The organism is Streptomyces sp. PH9007 (assembly GCF_059813725.1).
Map to the genome: position 1 here is coordinate 5034214 of NZ_CM187440.1, position 18279 is coordinate 5052492.

At 66.5% G+C, this 18279-nt stretch carries 11 protein-coding genes, 1 tRNA gene and 3 rRNA genes; 13 read left to right on the forward strand and 2 right to left on the reverse strand.

The window, feature by feature from the left end; genetic code table 11:
- The first annotated feature begins 65 nt into the window (after positions 1-65).
- The 6 genes from eccD (at position 66) to ACTFAP_RS23330 (ending at position 7171) form a co-directional block, all read left to right on the forward strand.
- Positions 66-1529, forward strand: coding sequence for a type VII secretion integral membrane protein EccD (gene eccD, locus ACTFAP_RS23305; protein WP_495682205.1), 1464 nt, complete (start codon positions 66-68; stop codon positions 1527-1529).
- Positions 1530-1697: 168 nt separating this feature from the next.
- Positions 1698-1988 carry a 30S ribosomal protein S15 gene (gene rpsO / locus ACTFAP_RS23310; RefSeq protein WP_030738110.1) on the forward strand — a complete coding sequence of 97 codons (291 nt, stop codon included), beginning with the start codon at positions 1698-1700 and terminating at the stop codon, positions 1986-1988.
- Positions 1989-2302: 314 nt separating this feature from the next.
- Complete coding sequence (locus ACTFAP_RS23315) at positions 2303-4525, forward strand: polyribonucleotide nucleotidyltransferase (RefSeq protein ID WP_390123878.1); 2223 nt, start codon at positions 2303-2305, stop codon at positions 4523-4525.
- Positions 4522-5928 carry an insulinase family protein gene (locus ACTFAP_RS23320; protein WP_495682206.1) on the forward strand — a complete coding sequence of 469 codons (1407 nt, stop codon included), beginning with the start codon at positions 4522-4524 and terminating at the stop codon, positions 5926-5928. Before ACTFAP_RS23315 ends, ACTFAP_RS23320 begins: the two co-directional genes overlap by 4 nt.
- Before the next feature lie 41 nt (positions 5929-5969).
- Positions 5970-6725 carry a 4-hydroxy-tetrahydrodipicolinate reductase gene (dapB, locus tag ACTFAP_RS23325; protein WP_495682207.1) on the forward strand — a complete coding sequence of 252 codons (756 nt, stop codon included), beginning with the start codon at positions 5970-5972 and terminating at the stop codon, positions 6723-6725.
- A gap of 2 nt (positions 6726-6727) precedes the next feature.
- Positions 6728-7171, forward strand: a complete 444-nt coding sequence (locus tag ACTFAP_RS23330) for a tetratricopeptide repeat protein (RefSeq protein WP_390123884.1) — start codon at positions 6728-6730, stop codon at positions 7169-7171.
- Positions 7172-7240: 69 nt separating this feature from the next.
- Here ACTFAP_RS23330 and ACTFAP_RS23335 read toward each other — a convergent pair whose 3' ends face one another.
- Both ACTFAP_RS23335 and ACTFAP_RS23340 read right to left on the reverse strand, forming a co-directional pair.
- Complete coding sequence (locus ACTFAP_RS23335; protein ID WP_200363711.1) at positions 7241-7789, reverse strand: SCO5741 family PH domain-containing membrane protein; 549 nt, start codon at positions 7787-7789, stop codon at positions 7241-7243.
- Between the two features lie 59 nt (positions 7790-7848).
- On the reverse strand, positions 7849-8004 hold the full coding sequence (locus ACTFAP_RS23340; RefSeq protein ID WP_390123886.1) for a hypothetical protein: 156 nt from the start codon (positions 8002-8004) through the stop codon (positions 7849-7851).
- A gap of 159 nt (positions 8005-8163) precedes the next feature.
- Here ACTFAP_RS23340 and thyX point away from each other — a divergent pair, with 159 nt between their 5' ends.
- The 7 genes from thyX (at position 8164) to ACTFAP_RS23375 (ending at position 18223) form a co-directional block, all read left to right on the forward strand.
- Positions 8164-9795, forward strand: a complete 1632-nt coding sequence (thyX, locus tag ACTFAP_RS23345) for an FAD-dependent thymidylate synthase (protein WP_500467315.1) — start codon at positions 8164-8166, stop codon at positions 9793-9795.
- A gap of 193 nt (positions 9796-9988) precedes the next feature.
- A complete protein-coding gene (gene dapA / locus ACTFAP_RS23350) occupies positions 9989-10888 on the forward strand; it encodes a 4-hydroxy-tetrahydrodipicolinate synthase (RefSeq protein ID WP_046724970.1) in 900 nt (299 codons plus the stop codon).
- Positions 10889-11084: 196 nt separating this feature from the next.
- Positions 11085-12770: a ribonuclease J gene (locus ACTFAP_RS23355; RefSeq protein WP_390123892.1), complete on the forward strand. Its 1686-nt coding sequence runs from the start codon at positions 11085-11087 to the stop codon at positions 12768-12770.
- A gap of 369 nt (positions 12771-13139) precedes the next feature.
- Positions 13140-14669 (forward strand): 16S ribosomal RNA (locus ACTFAP_RS23360).
- Positions 14670-14857: 188 nt separating this feature from the next.
- Positions 14858-17980 (forward strand): 23S ribosomal RNA (locus ACTFAP_RS23365).
- Positions 17981-18030: 50 nt separating this feature from the next.
- Positions 18031-18147 (forward strand): 5S ribosomal RNA (gene rrf / locus ACTFAP_RS23370).
- The 16S, 23S and 5S rRNA genes sit together here with 1 tRNA gene alongside, the layout of an rRNA operon.
- Before the next feature lie 3 nt (positions 18148-18150).
- Positions 18151-18223: transfer RNA gene (locus tag ACTFAP_RS23375), tRNA-Thr, on the forward strand.
- Positions 18224-18279: the final 56 nt, after the last annotated feature.

Below are 18279 nucleotides of genomic sequence, written 5' to 3' on the forward strand. Positions count from 1 at the left end.
CCGGTAGGGTGACCAACGCAGTCCGTGCGCAAGCCCGTCCCGCGCGCATCTTGGGGGAATCACACGTGAACTCGACAGCGGCCACCGGCTTCTGCCGCGTCACCGTCGCCGCGCCCGACAGCCGGATCGACGTGGCGCTGCCGGAGGACATGCCTCTGGCCGACCTCTACGCACAGCTACTCCAGCTCACCGGCCAGGCACCCGCCGAAGGCGCCCCCGTCGGCTACCACCTCGTGCGACGCGACGGCAGCGTTCTGGACGGCTCCCGCACCCTGGCCGCGCAGCGCATCCTGGACGGCGAGGTGCTCGTCCTGCGCCCGGTCGCCGACGCCCTGCCGCCCCCCGTGCACGACGACGTCAGCGAAGCGGTCGCCGACGCCGTCACCCACGACCGCGCCCTGTGGCAGGACGAGCGGCTGCGCACCGCCGGGCTGACCGGCGCCGCCGTCCTCACCACCCTGGCCGCCGCCGTGCTGTGGTACGCCGACCCGGTGCGCCACGACCTGCACGGCCTGCCCGGCATCATCGCCGGCGTGCTGGCCGTCCTGCTGATCTCCTTCAGCGTGGTGCGCGCCCGGGTGTACGGCGACCGGCCCGCCGCCGTCGCGTCCGGCCTCGCCGCCCTCCCGCACGGACTGATCGCCGGCACCGGCGCCCTGCCGCTGGCCGACGGGCACGGCGTGGGCCGTCTCGAACTGCTGCTGGGCTGCGTCGCCGTCCTGGTGCTGTCCGTCGTGGCCGCGGCGGCCCTGCCCGACGCCGCCGCGCCGTTCGTGGCCACCACCACCGCAGCCCTCATCGGCACCCTCGCCACCTTCGCCGCGATCGTGGCCGACGCCCGCCCGGTGTCCGCCGCCGCGCTCACCGCGCCCGTCGCCATCGGCGCCCTCGGCTTCCTGCCGGGACTGTCCGCGGCGCTCGTCCGGCTGCCCATCGGCTACGAGGCCCCGCGCGCCGACTTCGACACCGCGGACCCCGACCAGGCGGCGCCGCCCGAGAGCCCCGTCGACGCCGAGCGGATAGCCGCCCAGGCCCGCCTCGGCCACCAGATCCTGCTCGGCCTCACCGCCGGCTGCGCCATCGCCGCCACCACCGCCGTCGCCGTCCTCGGCTTCTCCTCCAGCGGCTGGGGCCAGCTGCTCGCCCTGGCCACCGCGGGCACCCTGCTGACCCGCTCCCGGCTCTTCCGGTACGCCGTCCAGGTGTCCGTGCTGCTGACGGCCGGCCTCGCCGCGCTCGCCCTGCTGGTCACCGGCTTCCTGCTGCACCCGCCCGCCGGCGCCGTGCGCGACCTGCTGGCCGGTGACAGCACCGCGCTCGACCTGCGCACCCTGTGGCTGACCGCCGTCCTCGCCGCAGCCGCTGCCGTCCTGACCGCGATCGCGCTCATCGTGCCGCGCGCCGGGCTCACCCCCTTCTGGGGACGGGCCTTGGACCTCACCGAGTCCGCGCTGCTGCTGTCCCTGATCCCGCTGTGCCTGGCCGTCCTCGGGATCTACGCCCGCGCGCGCGGGCTGACCAGCGACTGACGAACCGGTTGGGCGCGGGGGAAGGCCGCACAAGGGGAACAACCGGTCAGGACCACCCCGGCCCGGCTGATAGGGTGTCGTGCGCCCGGTGAGTTGTCTTTCACCATCCCTGTGCCCCTGTGAAGAAGACCAGGGGCCGCTTCCGGGCCGATTCCATGAGGAGTACGTGTGTCGTCGCTCGATGCCGCCACGAAGCAGAAGATCATCGCGGATTTCGCCACCAAGGAGGGTGACACCGGTTCCCCCGAGGTCCAGGTGGCGCTGCTGTCCCGCCGTATCTCGGACCTGACCGAGCACCTGAAGACCCACAAGCACGACCACCACTCCCGCCGCGGCCTGCTGCTGCTGGTCGGCCAGCGCCGCCGGCTGCTCCAGTACCTGGCCAAGAAGGACATCCAGCGCTTCCGCAGCCTGGTGGAGCGTCTCGGCATCCGCCGCGGCGCGGCGGGCGCCCGCTAAGACGTCGGAGAGGGAGCGGCCACCGCTGGCGGGGCCGCTCCCTTCGCCGTATCCGGCCCGGCAGGCACCCCGGCGGGCGACCGCCCGACGCGGAAACCGGGCCCCCGGACCGATGCCTTTGTAGGCTGGTCCCACCACTGCACAACGACAGAGCATGAGGCGGAGCGCCTTCTTATCCGTCGCCGGTCCTCGGTAGTGGCCCCCGGGCGACTTCCCGGGAGCTTCGATCGATGGCCGGCCCGTACGGAGGTGCTCCACCGATTGACGTCCCGCCCGGTCACACCCGGCGGGGCGAGAAACAGGAGACATCCCAGGTGGAGAACGAAACCCACTACGCCGAGGCCGTCATCGACAACGGCGCCTTCGGCACCCGCACCATCCGCTTCGAGACCGGCCGCCTCGCGCGGCAGGCCGCCGGTTCCGCCGTGGCCTACCTGGACGACGACACCATGGTGCTGTCGGCCACCACCGCCTCGAAGAAGCCGAAGGACCAGCTGGACTTCTTCCCGCTGACCGTCGACGTCGAGGAGCGGATGTACGCCGCCGGGAAGATCCCCGGCTCCTTCTTCCGGCGCGAGGGCCGTCCCTCCGAGGACGCCATCCTCACCTGCCGGCTGATCGACCGCCCGCTGCGCCCCTCGTTCAAGAAGGGCCTGCGCAACGAGATCCAGGTCGTCGAGACGATCATGGCGCTCAACCCCGACCACCTGTACGACGTGGTAGCCATCAACGCCGCTTCCTGCTCCACGCAGCTGGCCGGCCTGCCCTTCTCCGGCCCCATCGGCGGCACCCGTGTCGCGCTGATCCAGGGCCAGTGGGTGGCCTTCCCCACCCACAGCGAGCTGGAGAACGCCGTCTTCGACATGGTCGTCGCCGGCCGCGTGCTGCCCGACGGTGACGTCGCGATCATGATGGTCGAGGCCGAGGCCACCGAGAAGACCATCGAGCTGGTCAAGGGCGGTGCCGCCGCGCCGACCGAGGAGGTCGTCGCCGCCGGTCTCGAGGCCGCCAAGCCCTTCATCAAGGTGCTGTGCCGCGCCCAGTCCGACCTCGCCGCCAAGGCCGCCAAGCCCACCGGTGAGTTCCCGGTCTTCCTGGACTACGAGGACGACGTCTTCGAGGCGCTGTCCGCCGCAGTCCGCGACGAGCTGGCCCAGGCGCTGACCATCGCCGGCAAGCAGGAGCGCGAGGGCGAGCTGGACCGCGTCAAGGTCGTGGCCGCCGAGAAGCTGCTGCCCCAGTTCGAGGGTCGCGAGAAGGAGATCTCCGCCGCGTACCGCTCGCTCACCAAGCAGCTGGTCCGTGAGCGCGTCATCAAGGACAAGGTCCGCATCGACGGCCGCGGTGTCACCGACATCCGTACGCTGGCCGCCGAGGTCGAGGCCATCCCGCGCGTGCACGGTTCGGCCCTCTTCGAGCGCGGCGAGACCCAGATCCTGGGTGTCACCACGCTCAACATGCTCCGCATGGAGCAGCAGCTGGACACCCTCTCCCCGGTGACCCGCAAGCGCTACATGCACAACTACAACTTCCCGCCCTACTCCACCGGTGAGACCGGCCGGGTCGGCTCCCCCAAGCGCCGCGAGATCGGTCACGGGGCGCTCGCCGAGCGCGCGCTGGTGCCGGTGCTGCCCACCCGCGAGGAGTTCCCCTACGCCATCCGGCAGGTCTCCGAGGCGCTGGGCTCCAACGGCTCGACCTCCATGGGGTCGGTCTGCGCCTCCACCATGTCGCTGCTGAACGCCGGTGTGCCGCTCAAGGCCCCCGTCGCCGGTATCGCCATGGGCCTGATCTCCCAGGAGATCGAGGGCGAGACCCACTACGTCACCCTCACCGACATCCTCGGTGCGGAGGACGCCTACGGCGACATGGACTTCAAGGTCGCCGGCACCAAGCAGTTCGTGACCGCGCTCCAGCTGGACACCAAGCTGGACGGTATCCCGGCCTCGGTCCTGGCCGCCGCGCTCAAGCAGGCCCGCGACGCCCGCCTCCACATCCTCGATGTGATGGGCGAGGCCATCGACGTGCCCGACGAGATGTCCCCGAACGCCCCGCGGATCATCACGGTGAAGATCCCCGTGGACAAGATCGGTGAGGTCATCGGCCCCAAGGGCAAGATGATCAACCAGATCCAGGAGGACACCGGCGCCGACATCACCATCGAGGACGACGGCACCATCTACATCGGTGCCGCCGACGGCCCGGCCGCCGAGGCCGCCCGCGCCACGATCAACGGCATCGCCAACCCGACGATGCCCGAGGTCGGCGAGCGGTACCTGGGCACCGTGGTGAAGACCACCACCTTCGGTGCCTTCGTCTCCCTGCTCCCCGGCAAGGACGGACTGCTGCACATCTCGCAGATCCGCAAGCTCGCCGGTGGCAAGCGCGTGGAGAACGTCGAGGACGTCCTGGGCGTGGGCCAGAAGGTCCAGGTCGAGATCGCCGAGATCGACCAGCGCGGCAAGCTCTCGCTGATCCCCGTCCTGGAGGACGAGGCCGCCGAGGACACCGCCGAGAAGGACGCTGCCGACAAGTGACGCGTACCCCTGGTACCAGGACGGCCCGCCCCACCGCACCGGTGGGGCGGGCCGTGCCCCGTCCGCACGCCGTGACCCTCCCGCGGCCTCCGGCCGGGGGTGCCCCCACCGGGGGCGGCGGCGCCGTCCGCAAGACCGTGCTCCCCGGCGGCCTGCGCGTCGTCACCGAGACCGTGCCCTCCGTGCGCTCGGTCTCCTTCGGCATCTGGGCCGCGGTCGGCTCCCGGGACGAGACCCCGGCGCTGGCCGGCGCCACCCACTACCTCGAACACGTGCTGTTCAAGGGCACCGAGCGGCGCAGCGCGCTGGAGATCTCCTCTGTCGTCGAGGCGGTCGGCGGTGAGATGAACGCCTTCACCACGAAGGAGTTCACCTGCTACTACGCCCGGGTGCTGGACAGCGATCTGCCGCTGGCCGTCGATGTCGTGTGCGACATGCTCACCTCCTCGGTCATCGACCCGGCGGAGGTAGAGGCCGAGCGGAACGTCATCCTCGAAGAGATCGCCATGACGGACGACGATCCGGGCGACGGCGTCCATGACCTGTTCGCCCGGACCCTGCTGGGCGACACCCCGCTGGGCCGCCCGGTGCTGGGCACCGAGGAGACCGTCGGGGCCCTCACCCGGGACCAGATCGCCCGCTTCTACCGGCGGCACTACGACCCCACCCGGCTGGTCGTCACCGCGGCCGGCAACCTCGACCACGACACCGTCGTCGAGCAGGTGCGGGCTGCCTTCGACCGCGCCGGCGCGCTGGGAGCGGCGGACGCGAGCCCGCTGGACCCGCGCGGCGGCACACGCCTGATCCGTACGGCGGGCGCCGTCGACGTCCAGGAACGGGCGACCGAACAGGCGCACCTGATCCTGGGCATGCCGGGCGTCTCGCGGCACGACGAGCGGCGCTGGGCGCTGGCCGTCCTGTCCACGGCGCTGGGCGGCGGCATGTCCTCGCGTCTGTTCCAGGAGGTACGGGAGCGCCGCGGGCTGGCCTACAGCGTGTACGCGCACACCTCCGGGTACGCCGACTGCGGCCTGTTCGGGGTGTACGCCGGCTGCCGCCCCGAGCGGCTGGGCGATGTGCTGGCGATCTCCCGCGAGACGCTGGCGGACATCGCCGAGCACGGACTGGGCGAGGAGGAGACCCGGCGGGCGATCGGTCAGCTGGCCGGCTCCACGGTGCTGGGTCTTGAGGACACCGGCGCCCTGATGCACCGGCTCGGCAAGAGCGAGGTGTGCTGGGGCGAGCAGTTGTCGGTGACCGGTCTGCTGGAGCGGTACCGGGCGGTGACCCCGGACGAGGTGCGGGAGGTGGCGGCCCAGGTGCTCGGCCACAAGCCGTCGCTGTCCGTCATCGGTCCGCTGAAGGACAAGCACACCGCCAAGCTGCACGAGGCCATGGCCTGAGCGCGAGAAGCGGACGAGAGCAAAAGAGCGGAAGAGAGCGAATGAGCAAGCTGCGCGTCGCCGTCCTGGGTGCCCACGGGCGGATGGGGTCCGAGGCGGTACGGGCCGTCGGGGCCGCCGATGATCTGGAGCTGGTCGCCGAACTCGGCCGGGGGGACCGGCTGGAGACGCTGACCGGGACGGGGGCCCAGGTCGCCGTGGACCTGACCCACCCCGACGCGGTGATGGACAACCTGGAGTTCTGCGTCCGGCACGGCATCCACGGTGTGGTCGGTACCACCGGGTTCACCGAGGAACGGCTCGGCCTGCTGCGTACCTGGCTGGCCGGATCCCCCGGCACCGGGGTGCTGATCGCGCCGAACTTCGGCATCGGCGCCGTGCTCACCATGCACTTCGCCCAGCAGGCCGCCCGCTTCTTCGAATCGGTGGAGGTCGTCGAGCTGCATCACCCGCACAAGGCCGATGCCCCCAGCGGCACGGCGGTGCGCACCGCCCAGCTGATCGCCCGGGCCCGTGCGGACGCGAAGCTGCCGGCCCAGCCCGACGCCACGAGCACCGCGCTGGAGGGTGCCCGCGGCGCCGACGTGGACGGGGTGCCGGTGCACGCGGTCCGGCTGCGCGGCCTGGTGGCCCACCAGGAAGTGCTGTTCGGCGACGAGGGGGAGATCTTCACCCTGCGCCACGACTCCATGAACCGTGGCTCGTTCATGCCCGGGGTGCTGCTGGGCGTGCGCCGCATCACGGGCGCGCCGGGCCTGACCCTGGGCCTGGAGCACTTCATGGATCTGGACGGCTAGCGATGGCGGGAAAGATCGGCTACGCGCTGGTGTCGGTGCTGCTCGTCGGCTATTTCGTGCTGGCCGGGCACCGTGGGGTGGTGCTCATCGGGCAGGGCACCTGGGTGACGGTCCCGTTCGGGATCGCCGTGCTGGTGATGCCGCTGATCGGTGCCTGGTTCCTGTGGCGGACGACCCGCTTCGCGCGGGACGCCGGGAAGCTGGCCAAGGAGTTGGAGGCCGAGGGCGGGCTGCCGGTGGACGATCTGCCGCGTACCCCCAGCGGCCGGGTCGAGCAGGCGGCGGCCGACGCCGCGTTCGCGGAGCGGCAGGCGGAGGCGGAGGAGAATCCGCGCGATTGGCGGTGCTGGTTCCGCCTCGCCCTGGCGTACCACGACGCCCGGGACACCCCGCGTGCCCGCAAGGCCATGGAGCACGCGATCGCGCTGCGGGCGGGCCGGGCCTGAGACGGGAAGGACCGCGGCCCGGTACGGCGGTGTGCCGTACCGGGCCGCGGTCCGCGTGCCGGGCGGGGTTCAGTGGCGGTGCTCGGCGGCCCAGGCCTCCAGGACGTCGGCGGCGCGCTCGAAGGCCTTCCGCCGGCTGAGGAAGTCCGCGCTGTGGTCGGTGAGCAATGGCCGCAGGGGCTCACCGCGGCGCGGCTCGATGTGGATGGACTGGCCCTGTACGGTGCGCGGCAGTCCGAGCCAGCGCACCGGCTGCTGGACGGTGGAGACCCGTTCGATCTCCCGCCAGCGCAGGGTCCGGGTGCTGAGCAGGCCCACCCGGCGCAGTCCGCGCGGGCTGACCCAGATGCCCATGCGCAGCACGCGCAGGGCGAAGGCTATGGAGACGGCCGCGATGACCAGGGTGACGCCGGCCGCGCCGACGGTGCCGGCGATGGCGATGATCAGTGCGGAGATCAGCAGGTACGCCGAGAGCAGCAGGGCCAGTGCGGAGACCGCCACCCGCTGCGGGCCGAGCCGGTAGGGGCGGCGCCACTGATCGGCTCCGGCGTGGGGGAGGGATGCGTCCGACGTGGTGGAGTCGAAGTCACGGTCGGCCGCGAGAAAGGGCAGGGGCAAGGCTCGTCCTCGTTCGTGTCACGTTCGCCGCTGGCAGTGCACGGGTGAGGTTATCGCGCTCAGGAACCCTCGGCCGCCTCCGGTGTCACGGAGGTGGTCCCGTGCTCCACGTCGAGGGCAGGCCTGGCCAGCAGGACGGCCCCGACCAGGGCGGACACCAGGGCGAGGCCCAGGAGTGCGCGGGTGACGAGGACGCCGATCGTCAGCTGTCGCATACCCTCTCCTTCCCCCAAATGGCCCCAAATCAAAAATATCAGCTGAACAGTCCGACTCGGCCCGTCGGTCCTGATCTGTCCGGTCGCCGATGGGGCTGTCGGCGGCGGCCCGTAGGGTGGGCCCCGCTACTCGCAGCACGCTCCTGAAAGGGCCCGCCGGTGACCGATACACCCAGTTTCCGCAGTGATGTGACCGTCGAACTGGTCAAGCACAGCGCCTCCGACACCGATGTGCTGTGGGCGGCCCGTGTCTCCACCGCGGGGGAGCAGTCACTCGAAGAGGTCAGCAAGGACCCCGAGCGGTCCAAGGGGCTGATCAACTATCTGATGCGCGACCGGCACGGCAGCCCGTTCGAGCACAACTCCATGACCTTCTTCGTCAGTGCGCCGATCTTCGTCTTCCGCGAGTTCCATCGGCACCGGGTCGGCTGGTGCCTGGCCGGTGATACGGAAGTGACGCTGGAGAGCGAGGCCGGTCATCTTCGCCGCCGGAAGATCAGCGATCTCTACCAGCAGTGGCACCACGGGGTCCAGGACCGGTTGCCGTGGTCGGCGGGCGGGGTCACCTGGCACGCGAAGGCCGGTAAGTGGATGGCCCAGGTCGGACATCAGGGCACCCAGCACTACCTCGGGCTGTATGAGAACCGTGAGGCCGCCCAGAGCGCGGTGCTGGAATTTCGTGAGCAGCACCCGACCACTCGCCTGCGCAAACTCGACTCCGTGCGGCGCAATCATGTGCGCTGCTACGACGAGGACACCCTGTTGGCCCAGCGTGCGCCCATCACCGACGTGATCGAGTCGGGTGTGAAGCAGCTCATCAAGATTTCCACGGCGAGCGGCCGCAGCCTCCGCTGCTCCGTCGATCACGCCATTCTTACCCCCGACGGCTGGGCGAAGGCCGGAGAGCTGGCGGTGGGTGACGCGGTCATGGTGGCGGGCACCGTGCCCAAGCCGTCGGAGCGGTTGGTACCGCCCAGTCTGCGCCGGGGTATCGGAGTGTGGACCTCGATGCAGCGTGACCGGCTCATCGCGGACACGGACCGGTGTCATCTGTGCGGCGAGGCGTTCCCCAGGGAGGCCCTCGCCCTGGACCATGTCGTCCCGGTGGCGGAGAACCTGCGGGCTGCCCTCGACGAGAAGAACCTGGCGCCGGCCTGCCAGGACTGCCATGCGCGCAAGAGTGCTACCGAACAGGGGCTGGCTCGGCGAGGCGGCAAGATCGCGGTGGCCAAGCCGGACCCGATCGTCTCCGTCGCGCCCGACGCCGAGGAAATGACCTACGACCTGTCGGTCGAGGGGCCGTGGCACAACTTCCTCGCCAATGGGGTGGTCGTCCACAACTCCTACAACGAGGAGAGCGGCCGGTACCGGGAGCTGGAGCCGGTGTTCTACATGCCGGGCGAGGACCGCAAGCTGGTGCAGCGCGGTCGGCCGGGCAAGTACGAGTTCGTCGACGGCACCCCCGAACAGCACGCGGCGCTCGGCAAGACCATGGAGGACTCCTACCGGCACTCCTACGCGGCCTACCAGGAACTGCTGGCCGACGGCGTCGCCCGCGAGGTGGCCAGGGCCACGCTGCCGGTCGGGCTGTTCTCCACGATGTACGCCACCTGCAACGCCCGCTCACTCATGCACTTCCTCGGGCTGCGCACCCAGCACGAACAGGCCAGGGTGCCCTCCTTCCCGCAGCGTGAGATCGAGATGGTCGCGGAGAAGATGGAGGCGGAGTGGGCGCGGCTGATGCCACTGACGTACGCGGCCTTCAACGCCAATGGCCGAGTGGCCCCGTAGCCCCGGCCCATGGGGCGCCCGGCTGCCCGAAAAGCTGAGCGAAGTGTCCGTATTGCGACATTTCGAGAAGTTCATTTAGGGTGATTGAACGGACCCCGGCGCTGTCTGAACCCCCGAGCAGGCAGCGCCGGGATCCACATGTAGGGCATCCCGGTGGATCGCGGGACGCCGAGCTGCGAGTAGCGTGGTTCCCATGGCTCCGACCTCCACACCCCTCACACCCTTCGGACGGGTGCTGACCGCGATGGTCACGCCGTTCACCCCGGACGGCTCGCTGGATCTCGACGGTGCGCAGCGACTGGCCGCCCACTTGGTGGACGCCGGCAATGACGGCCTGATCGTCAATGGCACCACCGGCGAATCCCCGACCACGTCCGACGCGGAGAAAGCCCAGCTCGTGCGCGCCGTGGTCGAGGCGGTCGGAGACCGCGCCCACGTGGTGGCCGGAGCGGGCACCAACGACACCCGGCACAGCCTGGCGCTGGCCCGCGCCGCCCAGGAGGCCGGGGCGCACGGCATCCTCGCCGTCACCCCGTACTACAACAAGCCCCCGCAGGAGGGCCTGGTCCAGCACTTCACCGCCATCGCGGACGCCACCGAGCTGCCGGTGATGCTTTACGACATTCCCGGGCGCAGTGGGGTGCCGATCAACACCGAGACGATGGTGCGGCTGGCCGAGCACCCGCGTATCGTGGCCAACAAGGACGCCAAGGGCGACCTGGGGCGGGCGAGCTGGGCCATCGCCACCACGGGTCTCGCCTGGTACTCCGGCGACGACATGCTGAACCTGCCGCTGCTGTCGGTGGGCGCCGTCGGCTTCGTCTCCGTGGTGGGCCATGTGGTCACCCCCGAGCTGCGCTCCCTGGTGAACGCCTACACCGGCGGTGACGTCGCCAAGGCCACGGAGATCCACCAGAAGCTGCTCCCCGTCTTCACCGGGATGTTCCGCACCCAGGGTGTGATCACCTCCAAGGCGGCCCTCGGCTTCCAGGGCCTGCCCGGCGGCCCGCTGCGGCTGCCGATGGTCGGGCTCACCGACGAGGAAACCGAACAGCTCAAGCGGGATCTGGCCGCCGGCGGGGTACAGATCTGAGAACCCAGACTTCGCAAGACCAGCAACACCAGCACAACCAGCGGCACCGATCAGGTCCGCCCGGCACGGCAGTACCACCGGAGTGGCGTCGACTCGTCGACACACTCCGACATATCAACAGATCAACATACGAAACCCCACACGCGTGCCCGCGGCCTCCACGGGGGCGCCCGGCGCGCGTGGTCAGGAGAGTCTCTTGAGTCATCCCCATCCAGAACTCGGCCGGCCGCCGAAACTCCCGGAAGGCGGCCTGCGGGTCACTCCGCTCGGCGGCCTCGGCGAGATCGGCCGCAACATGACGGTCTTCGAGTACGGCGGCCGGCTGCTGATCGTCGACTGCGGGGTGCTCTTCCCCGAGGAGGAGCAGCCCGGCATCGACCTGATCCTGCCGGACTTCACGTCCCTGCGGAACCGTCTCGACGACATCGAGGGCATCGTCCTCACCCACGGCCACGAGGACCACATCGGTGGCGTGCCGTACCTGCTCCGCGAGAAGCCGGACATCCCGCTGATCGGCTCCAAGCTGACCCTCGCCCTGATCGAGGCCAAGCTCCAGGAGCACCGCATCCGCCCCTACACCCTGGAGGTTGCGGAGGGCACCAGCGAGCGGATCGGCCCCTTCGACTGCGAATTCGTCGCGGTCAACCACTCGATCCCGGACGCGCTCGCGGTCGCCATCCGCACCCCGGCCGGCATGGCCGTGCACACCGGCGACTTCAAGATGGACCAGCTGCCGCTGGACGGCCGCCTCACCGACCTGCGGGCCTTCGCCCGGCTCGGCGAGGAGGGCATCGACCTGCTGCTGTCGGACTCCACCAACGCGGAGGTGCCCGGCTTCGTCTCCCCGGAGCGGGAGATCTCCGGCGTGCTGCGCCAGGTCTTCGCGCGGGCCGACAAGCGGATCATCGTGGCGAGCTTCGCCAGCCATGTGCACCGCATTCAGCAGATCGTGGACGCCGCCCAGGAGCACGGGCGCAAGATCGCCTTCGTGGGCCGGTCCATGGTCCGCAACATGGGCATCGCGCGGGACCTGGGCTATCTGCGGGTCCCGCCGGGCCTGGTGGTGGACGTACGGACGCTGGACGACCTCCCGGACCGGGAAGTGGTGCTGGTGTGCACCGGCTCCCAGGGCGAGCCCATGGCGGCCCTGTCCCGGATGGCCAACCGTGATCACCAGATCCGCATCGTCGAGGGCGACACGGTCATCCTGGCCTCCTCCCTGATCCCCGGGAACGAGAACGCGGTCTACCGGGTGATCAACGGACTGACCCGCTGGGGCGCCAACGTCGTCCACAAGGGCAATGCCAAGGTCCATGTGTCCGGGCACGCCTCGGCCGGTGAGCTGTTGTACTTCTACAACATCTGTAAGCCGCGGAACCTGATGCCGGTGCACGGCGAGTGGCGCCATCTGCGCGCCAACGCCGAACTCGGCGCGCTCACCGGGGTACCGGCCGACCGGATCGTGATCGCCGAGGACGGCGTCGTCGTCGACCTGGTCAAGGGCAAGGCGAAGATCGTCGGCAAGGTCCAGGCCGGCTACGTGTACGTGGACGGCCTGTCGGTCGGCGGCGTCACCGAGTCCAGCCTGAAGGACCGGCGGATCCTGGGGGACGAGGGCTTCATCTCCGTGTTCGTGGTGGTCGACAGCAGTACGGGCAAGATCGTCAGCGGTCCCAGCATCCACTCGCGGGGCTCGGGCATCGACGACGCGGCCTTCGCCGAGGTCATCCCGAAGATCGACGAGGTACTCGCCAAGTCCGCCCAGGACGGCGTGGTCGAGGCGCACCAGCTGCAGCAGCTCGTGCGCCGCACGGTGGGCAAGTGGGTCTCCGACGTGTACCGCCGGCGCCCGATGATCATGCCGGTCGTGGTCGAGGTCTGAGGCGGACGGGCCCGCGAGGACCCCGTCATCTGCCTGCGGGGCGCCAGGATTTGCATCCGGGCGCCCCGCTCCAGTACGTTTACGTCATCGCCGCAACGGGAACGCCGGACAGTCCAACTGGCCGGGGAAACCGGGACGTCGGAGAGCAGACTCAAGTGCCTGGAAAGGCACGGAAGTTACCTCTGATAAGGTGAGAAACACGAAGGGAAAGCCCGGAGGGGCCCGAGAGGGAACCAAAGGAAGCATCCGTTCCTTGAGAACTCAACAGCGTGCCAAATAGTCAATGCCAGATTATTTACTGAGTCTGCATCTCGACCTCGTCTGAGGTGCAGCAATTAGCGAGGATTTTCCTTGCTCTTACATGAAGCATTCATGGAGAGTTTGATCCTGGCTCAGGACGAACGCTGGCGGCGTGCTTAACACATGCAAGTCGAACGATGAACCGGTTTCGGCCGGGGATTAGTGGCGAACGGGTGAGTAACACGTGGGCAATCTGCCCTGCACTCTGGGATAAGCCCGGGAAACTGGGTCTAATACCGGATACGACACATGAGGGCATCCTCGTGTGTGGAAAGTTCCGGCGGTGCAGGATGAGCCCGCGGCCTATCAGCTTGTTGGTGGGGTAGTGGCCTACCAAGGCGACGACGGGTAGCCGGCCTGAGAGGGTGACCGGCCACACTGGGACTGAGACACGGCCCAGACTCCTACGGGAGGCAGCAGTGGGGAATATTGCACAATGGGCGAAAGCCTGATGCAGCGACGCCGCGTGAGGGATGACGGCCTTCGGGTTGTAAACCTCTTTCAGCAGGGAAGAAGCGAAAGTGACGGTACCTGCAGAAGAAGCACCGGCTAACTACGTGCCAGCAGCCGCGGTAATACGTAGGGTGCAAGCGTTGTCCGGAATTATTGGGCGTAAAGAGCTCGTAGGCGGCCTGTCGCGTCGATTGTGAAAGCCCAGGGCTTAACCCTGGGTCTGCAGTCGATACGGGCAGGCTAGAGTTCGGTAGGGGAGATCGGAATTCCTGGTGTAGCGGTGAAATGCGCAGATATCAGGAGGAACACCGGTGGCGAAGGCGGATCTCTGGGCCGATACTGACGCTGAGGAGCGAAAGCGTGGGGAGCGAACAGGATTAGATACCCTGGTAGTCCACGCCGTAAACGGTGGGCACTAGGTGTGGGCAACATTCCACGTTGTCCGTGCCGCAGCTAACGCATTAAGTGCCCCGCCTGGGGAGTACGGCCGCAAGGCTAAAACTCAAAGGAATTGACGGGGGCCCGCACAAGCGGCGGAGCATGTGGCTTAATTCGACGCAACGCGAAGAACCTTACCAAGGCTTGACATACACCGGAAACGGCCAGAGATGGTCGCCCCCTTGTGGTCGGTGTACAGGTGGTGCATGGCTGTCGTCAGCTCGTGTCGTGAGATGTTGGGTTAAGTCCCGCAACGAGCGCAACCCTTATCCTGTGTTGCCAGCGGATCCCTTCGGGGGTGCCGGGGACTCACGGGAGACTGCCGGGGTCAACTCGGAGGAAGGTGGGGACGACGTCAAGTCATCATGCCCCTTATGTCTTGGGCTGCACACGTGCTACAATGGCCGGTACAATGAGCTGCGATACCGCGAGGTGGAGCGAATCTCAAAAAGCCGGTCTCAGTTCGGATTGGGGTCTGCAACTCGACCCCATGAAGTCGGAGTCGCTAGTAATCGCAGATCAGCATTGCTGCGGTGAATACGTTCCCGGGCCTTGTACACACCGCCCGTCACGTCATGAAAGTCGGTAACACCCGAAGCCGGTGGCCTAACCCCTTGTGGGAGGGAGCTGTCGAAGGTGGGACTGGCGATTGGGACGAAGTCGTAACAAGGTAGCCGTACCGGAAGGTGCGGCTGGATCACCTCCTTTCTAAGGAGCTTCTAGACCGCGATAGCGGTCCAGAGCCACTACGCCGGCGAGTGTTCGGCGGTGGTTTGCTCATGGGTGGAACATTGACTGCAACATTTGGTTCGCTGTTGGGTGTCTGAAGGTACGGCTGTGAAAGGTCGAATCTTCGGTTGTTGTTTGAGAATTGCACAGTGGACGCGAGCATCTGTGGCCAAGTTTTTAAGGGCGCACGGTGGATGCCTTGGTACCAGGAACCGATGAAGGACGTGGGAGGCCGCGATAGTCCCCGGGGAGTTGTCAACCTAGCTGTGATCCGGGGGTTTCCGAATGGGGAAACCCGGCAGTCGTTATGGGCTGTCACCCACTGCTGAATGTATAGGCGGTGTGGAGGGAACGCGGGGAAGTGAAACATCTCAGTACCCGCAGGAAGAGAAAACAACCGTGATTCCGGGAGTAGTGGTGAGCGAAACCGGAGGAGGCTAAACCGTATGTGTGTGATACCCGGCAGGGGTTGCGCATGCGGGGTTGTGGGAGCTTTTTTGATCGTTCTGCCGGACGGTCGGTGAGTAAGAAACTGTGTGGATAGGCGAAGGGCATGCGAAAGGCCCGGCGTAGAGGGTAAGACCCCCGTAGCTGAAATCTGCATGGCTCACTTAAAGGTTTCCCAAGTAGCATGGGGCCCGAGAAATCCTGTGTGAATCTGGCGGGACCACCCGTTAAGCCTAAATATTCCCTGGTGACCGATAGTGGATAGTACCGTGAGGGAATGGTGAAAAGTACCGCGGGAGCGGAGTGAAATAGTTCCTGAAACCGTGTGCCTACAAGCCGTGGGAGCGTCGTGCACAGAGCTTGCTCTGTGTGCCGTGACTGCGTGCCTTTTGAAGAATGAGCCTGCGAGTTTGCGGTGTGTTGCGAGGTTAACCCGTGTGGGGTAGCCGTAGCGAAAGCGAGTCCGAACAGGGCGATTGAGTAGCATGCCCTAGACCCGAAGCGGAGTGATCTAGCCATGGGCAGGGTGAAGCGAGGGTAAGACCTCGTGGAGGCCCGAACCCACCAGAGTTGAAAATCTGGGGGATGACCTGTGGTTAGGGGTGAAAGGCCAATCAAACTCCGTGATAGCTGGTTCTCCCCGAAATGCATTTAGGTGCAGCGTCGTGTGTTTCTTGCCGGAGGTAGAGCACTGGATAGGTGATGGGCCTTACCGGGTTACTGACCTTAGCCAAACTCCGAATGCCGGTAAGTGAGAGCGCGGCAGTGAGACTGTGGGGGATAAGCTCCATGGTCGAGAGGGAAACAGCCCAGAGCATCGACTAAGGCCCCTAAGCGTGTGCTAAGTGGGAAAGGATGTGGAGTCGCAGAGACAACCAGGAGGTTGGCTTAGAAGCAGCCACCCTTGAAAGAGTGCGTAATAGCTCACTGGTCGAGTGATTCTGCGCCGACAATGTAGCGGGGCTCAAGTACACCGCCGAAGTCGTGTCACTGCAACAATACTTCTAACGAAGGTTGTGGTGGGTAGGGGAGCGTCGTGTGCCGGGTGAAGCAGCCGTGGAAACGAGTTGTGGACGGTATGCGAGTGAGAATGCAGGCATGAGTAGCGATACAAGAGTGGGAAACTCTTGCGCCGATTGACTAAGGGTTCCTGGGTCAAGTTGATCTGCCCAGGGTAAGTCGGGGCCTAAGGCGAGGCCGACAGGCGTAGTCGATGGATAACCGGTTGATATTCCGGTACCCGTTGTGGAGCGCCAACGCTGAATCAGGCGATGCTAAGCCCGCGAAGCCGCCATCTGTCCCTTCGGGGGTGGGTGGAGTGGTGGAGTCGGTGGTCCAGACCTGTAGTAGGTGAGTGATGGGGTGACGCAGGAAGGTAGTCCAGCCCGGGCGGTGGTTGTCCCGGGGTAAGGGTGTGGCCCGTGGAGCAGGTAAATCCGTTCCACACGAGGGTGAGACCTGATGCCGAGCCGATTGTGGTGAAGTGGATGATCCTATGCTGTCGAGAAAAGCCTCTAGCGAGTTTCACAATGGCCCGTACCCTAAACCGACTCAGGTGGTCAGGTAGAGTATACCGAGGCGTTCGGGTGAACTATGGTTAAGGAACTCGGCAAAATGCCCCCGTAACTTCGGGAGAAGGGGGGCCATTTCTGGTGATGAGACTTGCTCTCTGAGCTGGGGGTGGCCGCAGAGACCAGCGAGAAGCGACTGTTTACTAAAAACACAGGTCCGTGCGAAGCTGTAAGGCGATGTATACGGACTGACGCCTGCCCGGTGCTGGAACGTTAAGGGGACCGGTTAGTCACATTTCGGTGTGGCGAAGCTGAGAACTTAAGCGCCAGTAAACGGCGGTGGTAACTATAACCATCCTAAGGTAGCGAAATTCCTTGTCGGGTAAGTTCCGACCTGCACGAATGGCGTAACGACTTCTTGACTGTCTCAACCATAGGCCCGGTGAAATTGCACTACGAGTAAAGATGCTCGTTTCGCGCAGCAGGACGGAAAGACCCCGGGACCTTTACTATAGCTTGATATTGGTGTTCGGTTCGGTTTGTGTAGGATAGGTGGGAGACTGTGAAGCCTGGACGCTAGTTCAGGTGGAGTCGTTGTTGAAATACCACTCTGATCGTGCTGGATGTCTAACCTGGGTCCGTGATCCGGATCGGGGACAGTGTCTGGTGGGTAGTTTAACTGGGGCGGTTGCCTCCTAAAGAGTAACGGAGGCGCCCAAAGGTTCCCTCAGCCTGGTTGGTCATCAGGTGGTGAGTGTAAGTGCACAAGGGAGCTTGACTGTGAGACTGGCAGGTCGAGCAGGTGCGAAAGCAGGGACTAGTGATCCGGCGGTGGTTTGTGGAAGCGCCGTCGCTCAACGGATAAAAGGTACCCCGGGGATAACAGGCTGATCTTCCCCAAGAGTCCGTATCGACGGGATGGTTTGGCACCTCGATGTCGGCTCGTCGCATCCTGGGGCTGGAGTTGGTCCCAAGGGTTGGGCTGTTCGCCCATTAAAGCGGTACGCGAGCTGGGTTTAGAACGTCGTGAGACAGTTCGGTCCCTATCCGCTGTGCGCGTTGGAGTCTTGAGAAGGGCTGTCCCTAGTACGAGAGGACCGGGACGGACGAACCTCTGGTGTGCCAGTTGTTCTGCCAAGGGCATGGCTGGTTGGCTACGTTCGGGAGGGATAACCGCTGAAAGCATCTAAGCGGGAAGCCTGCTTCGAGATGAGGACTCCCACCCACTTGATGGGGTAAGGCTCCCTGTAGACGACAGGGTTGATAGGCCAGATATGGAAGCCTCGTGAGAGGTGGAGTTGACTGGTACTAATAGGCCGAGGGCTTGTCCTCAGATGCTCGCGTCCACTGTGATTTTTTTTCGAATGACAACCATTTAGAGTTTCGGTGGTCATGGCGAAAGGGAAACGCCCGGTTACATTCCGAACCCGGAAGCTAAGCCTTTCAGCGCCGATGGTACTGCATGGGGGACCGTGTGGGAGAGTAGGTCGCCGCCGAACAATGCCCCAATAGCTCAGTCGGCAGAGCGTCTCCATGGTAAGGAGAAGGTCAACGGTTCGATTCCGTTTTGGGGCTCCGCAGCAAGATATATGAAAGGCTCCCGCCTGATGGTGGGGGCCTTTTTGCGTTGC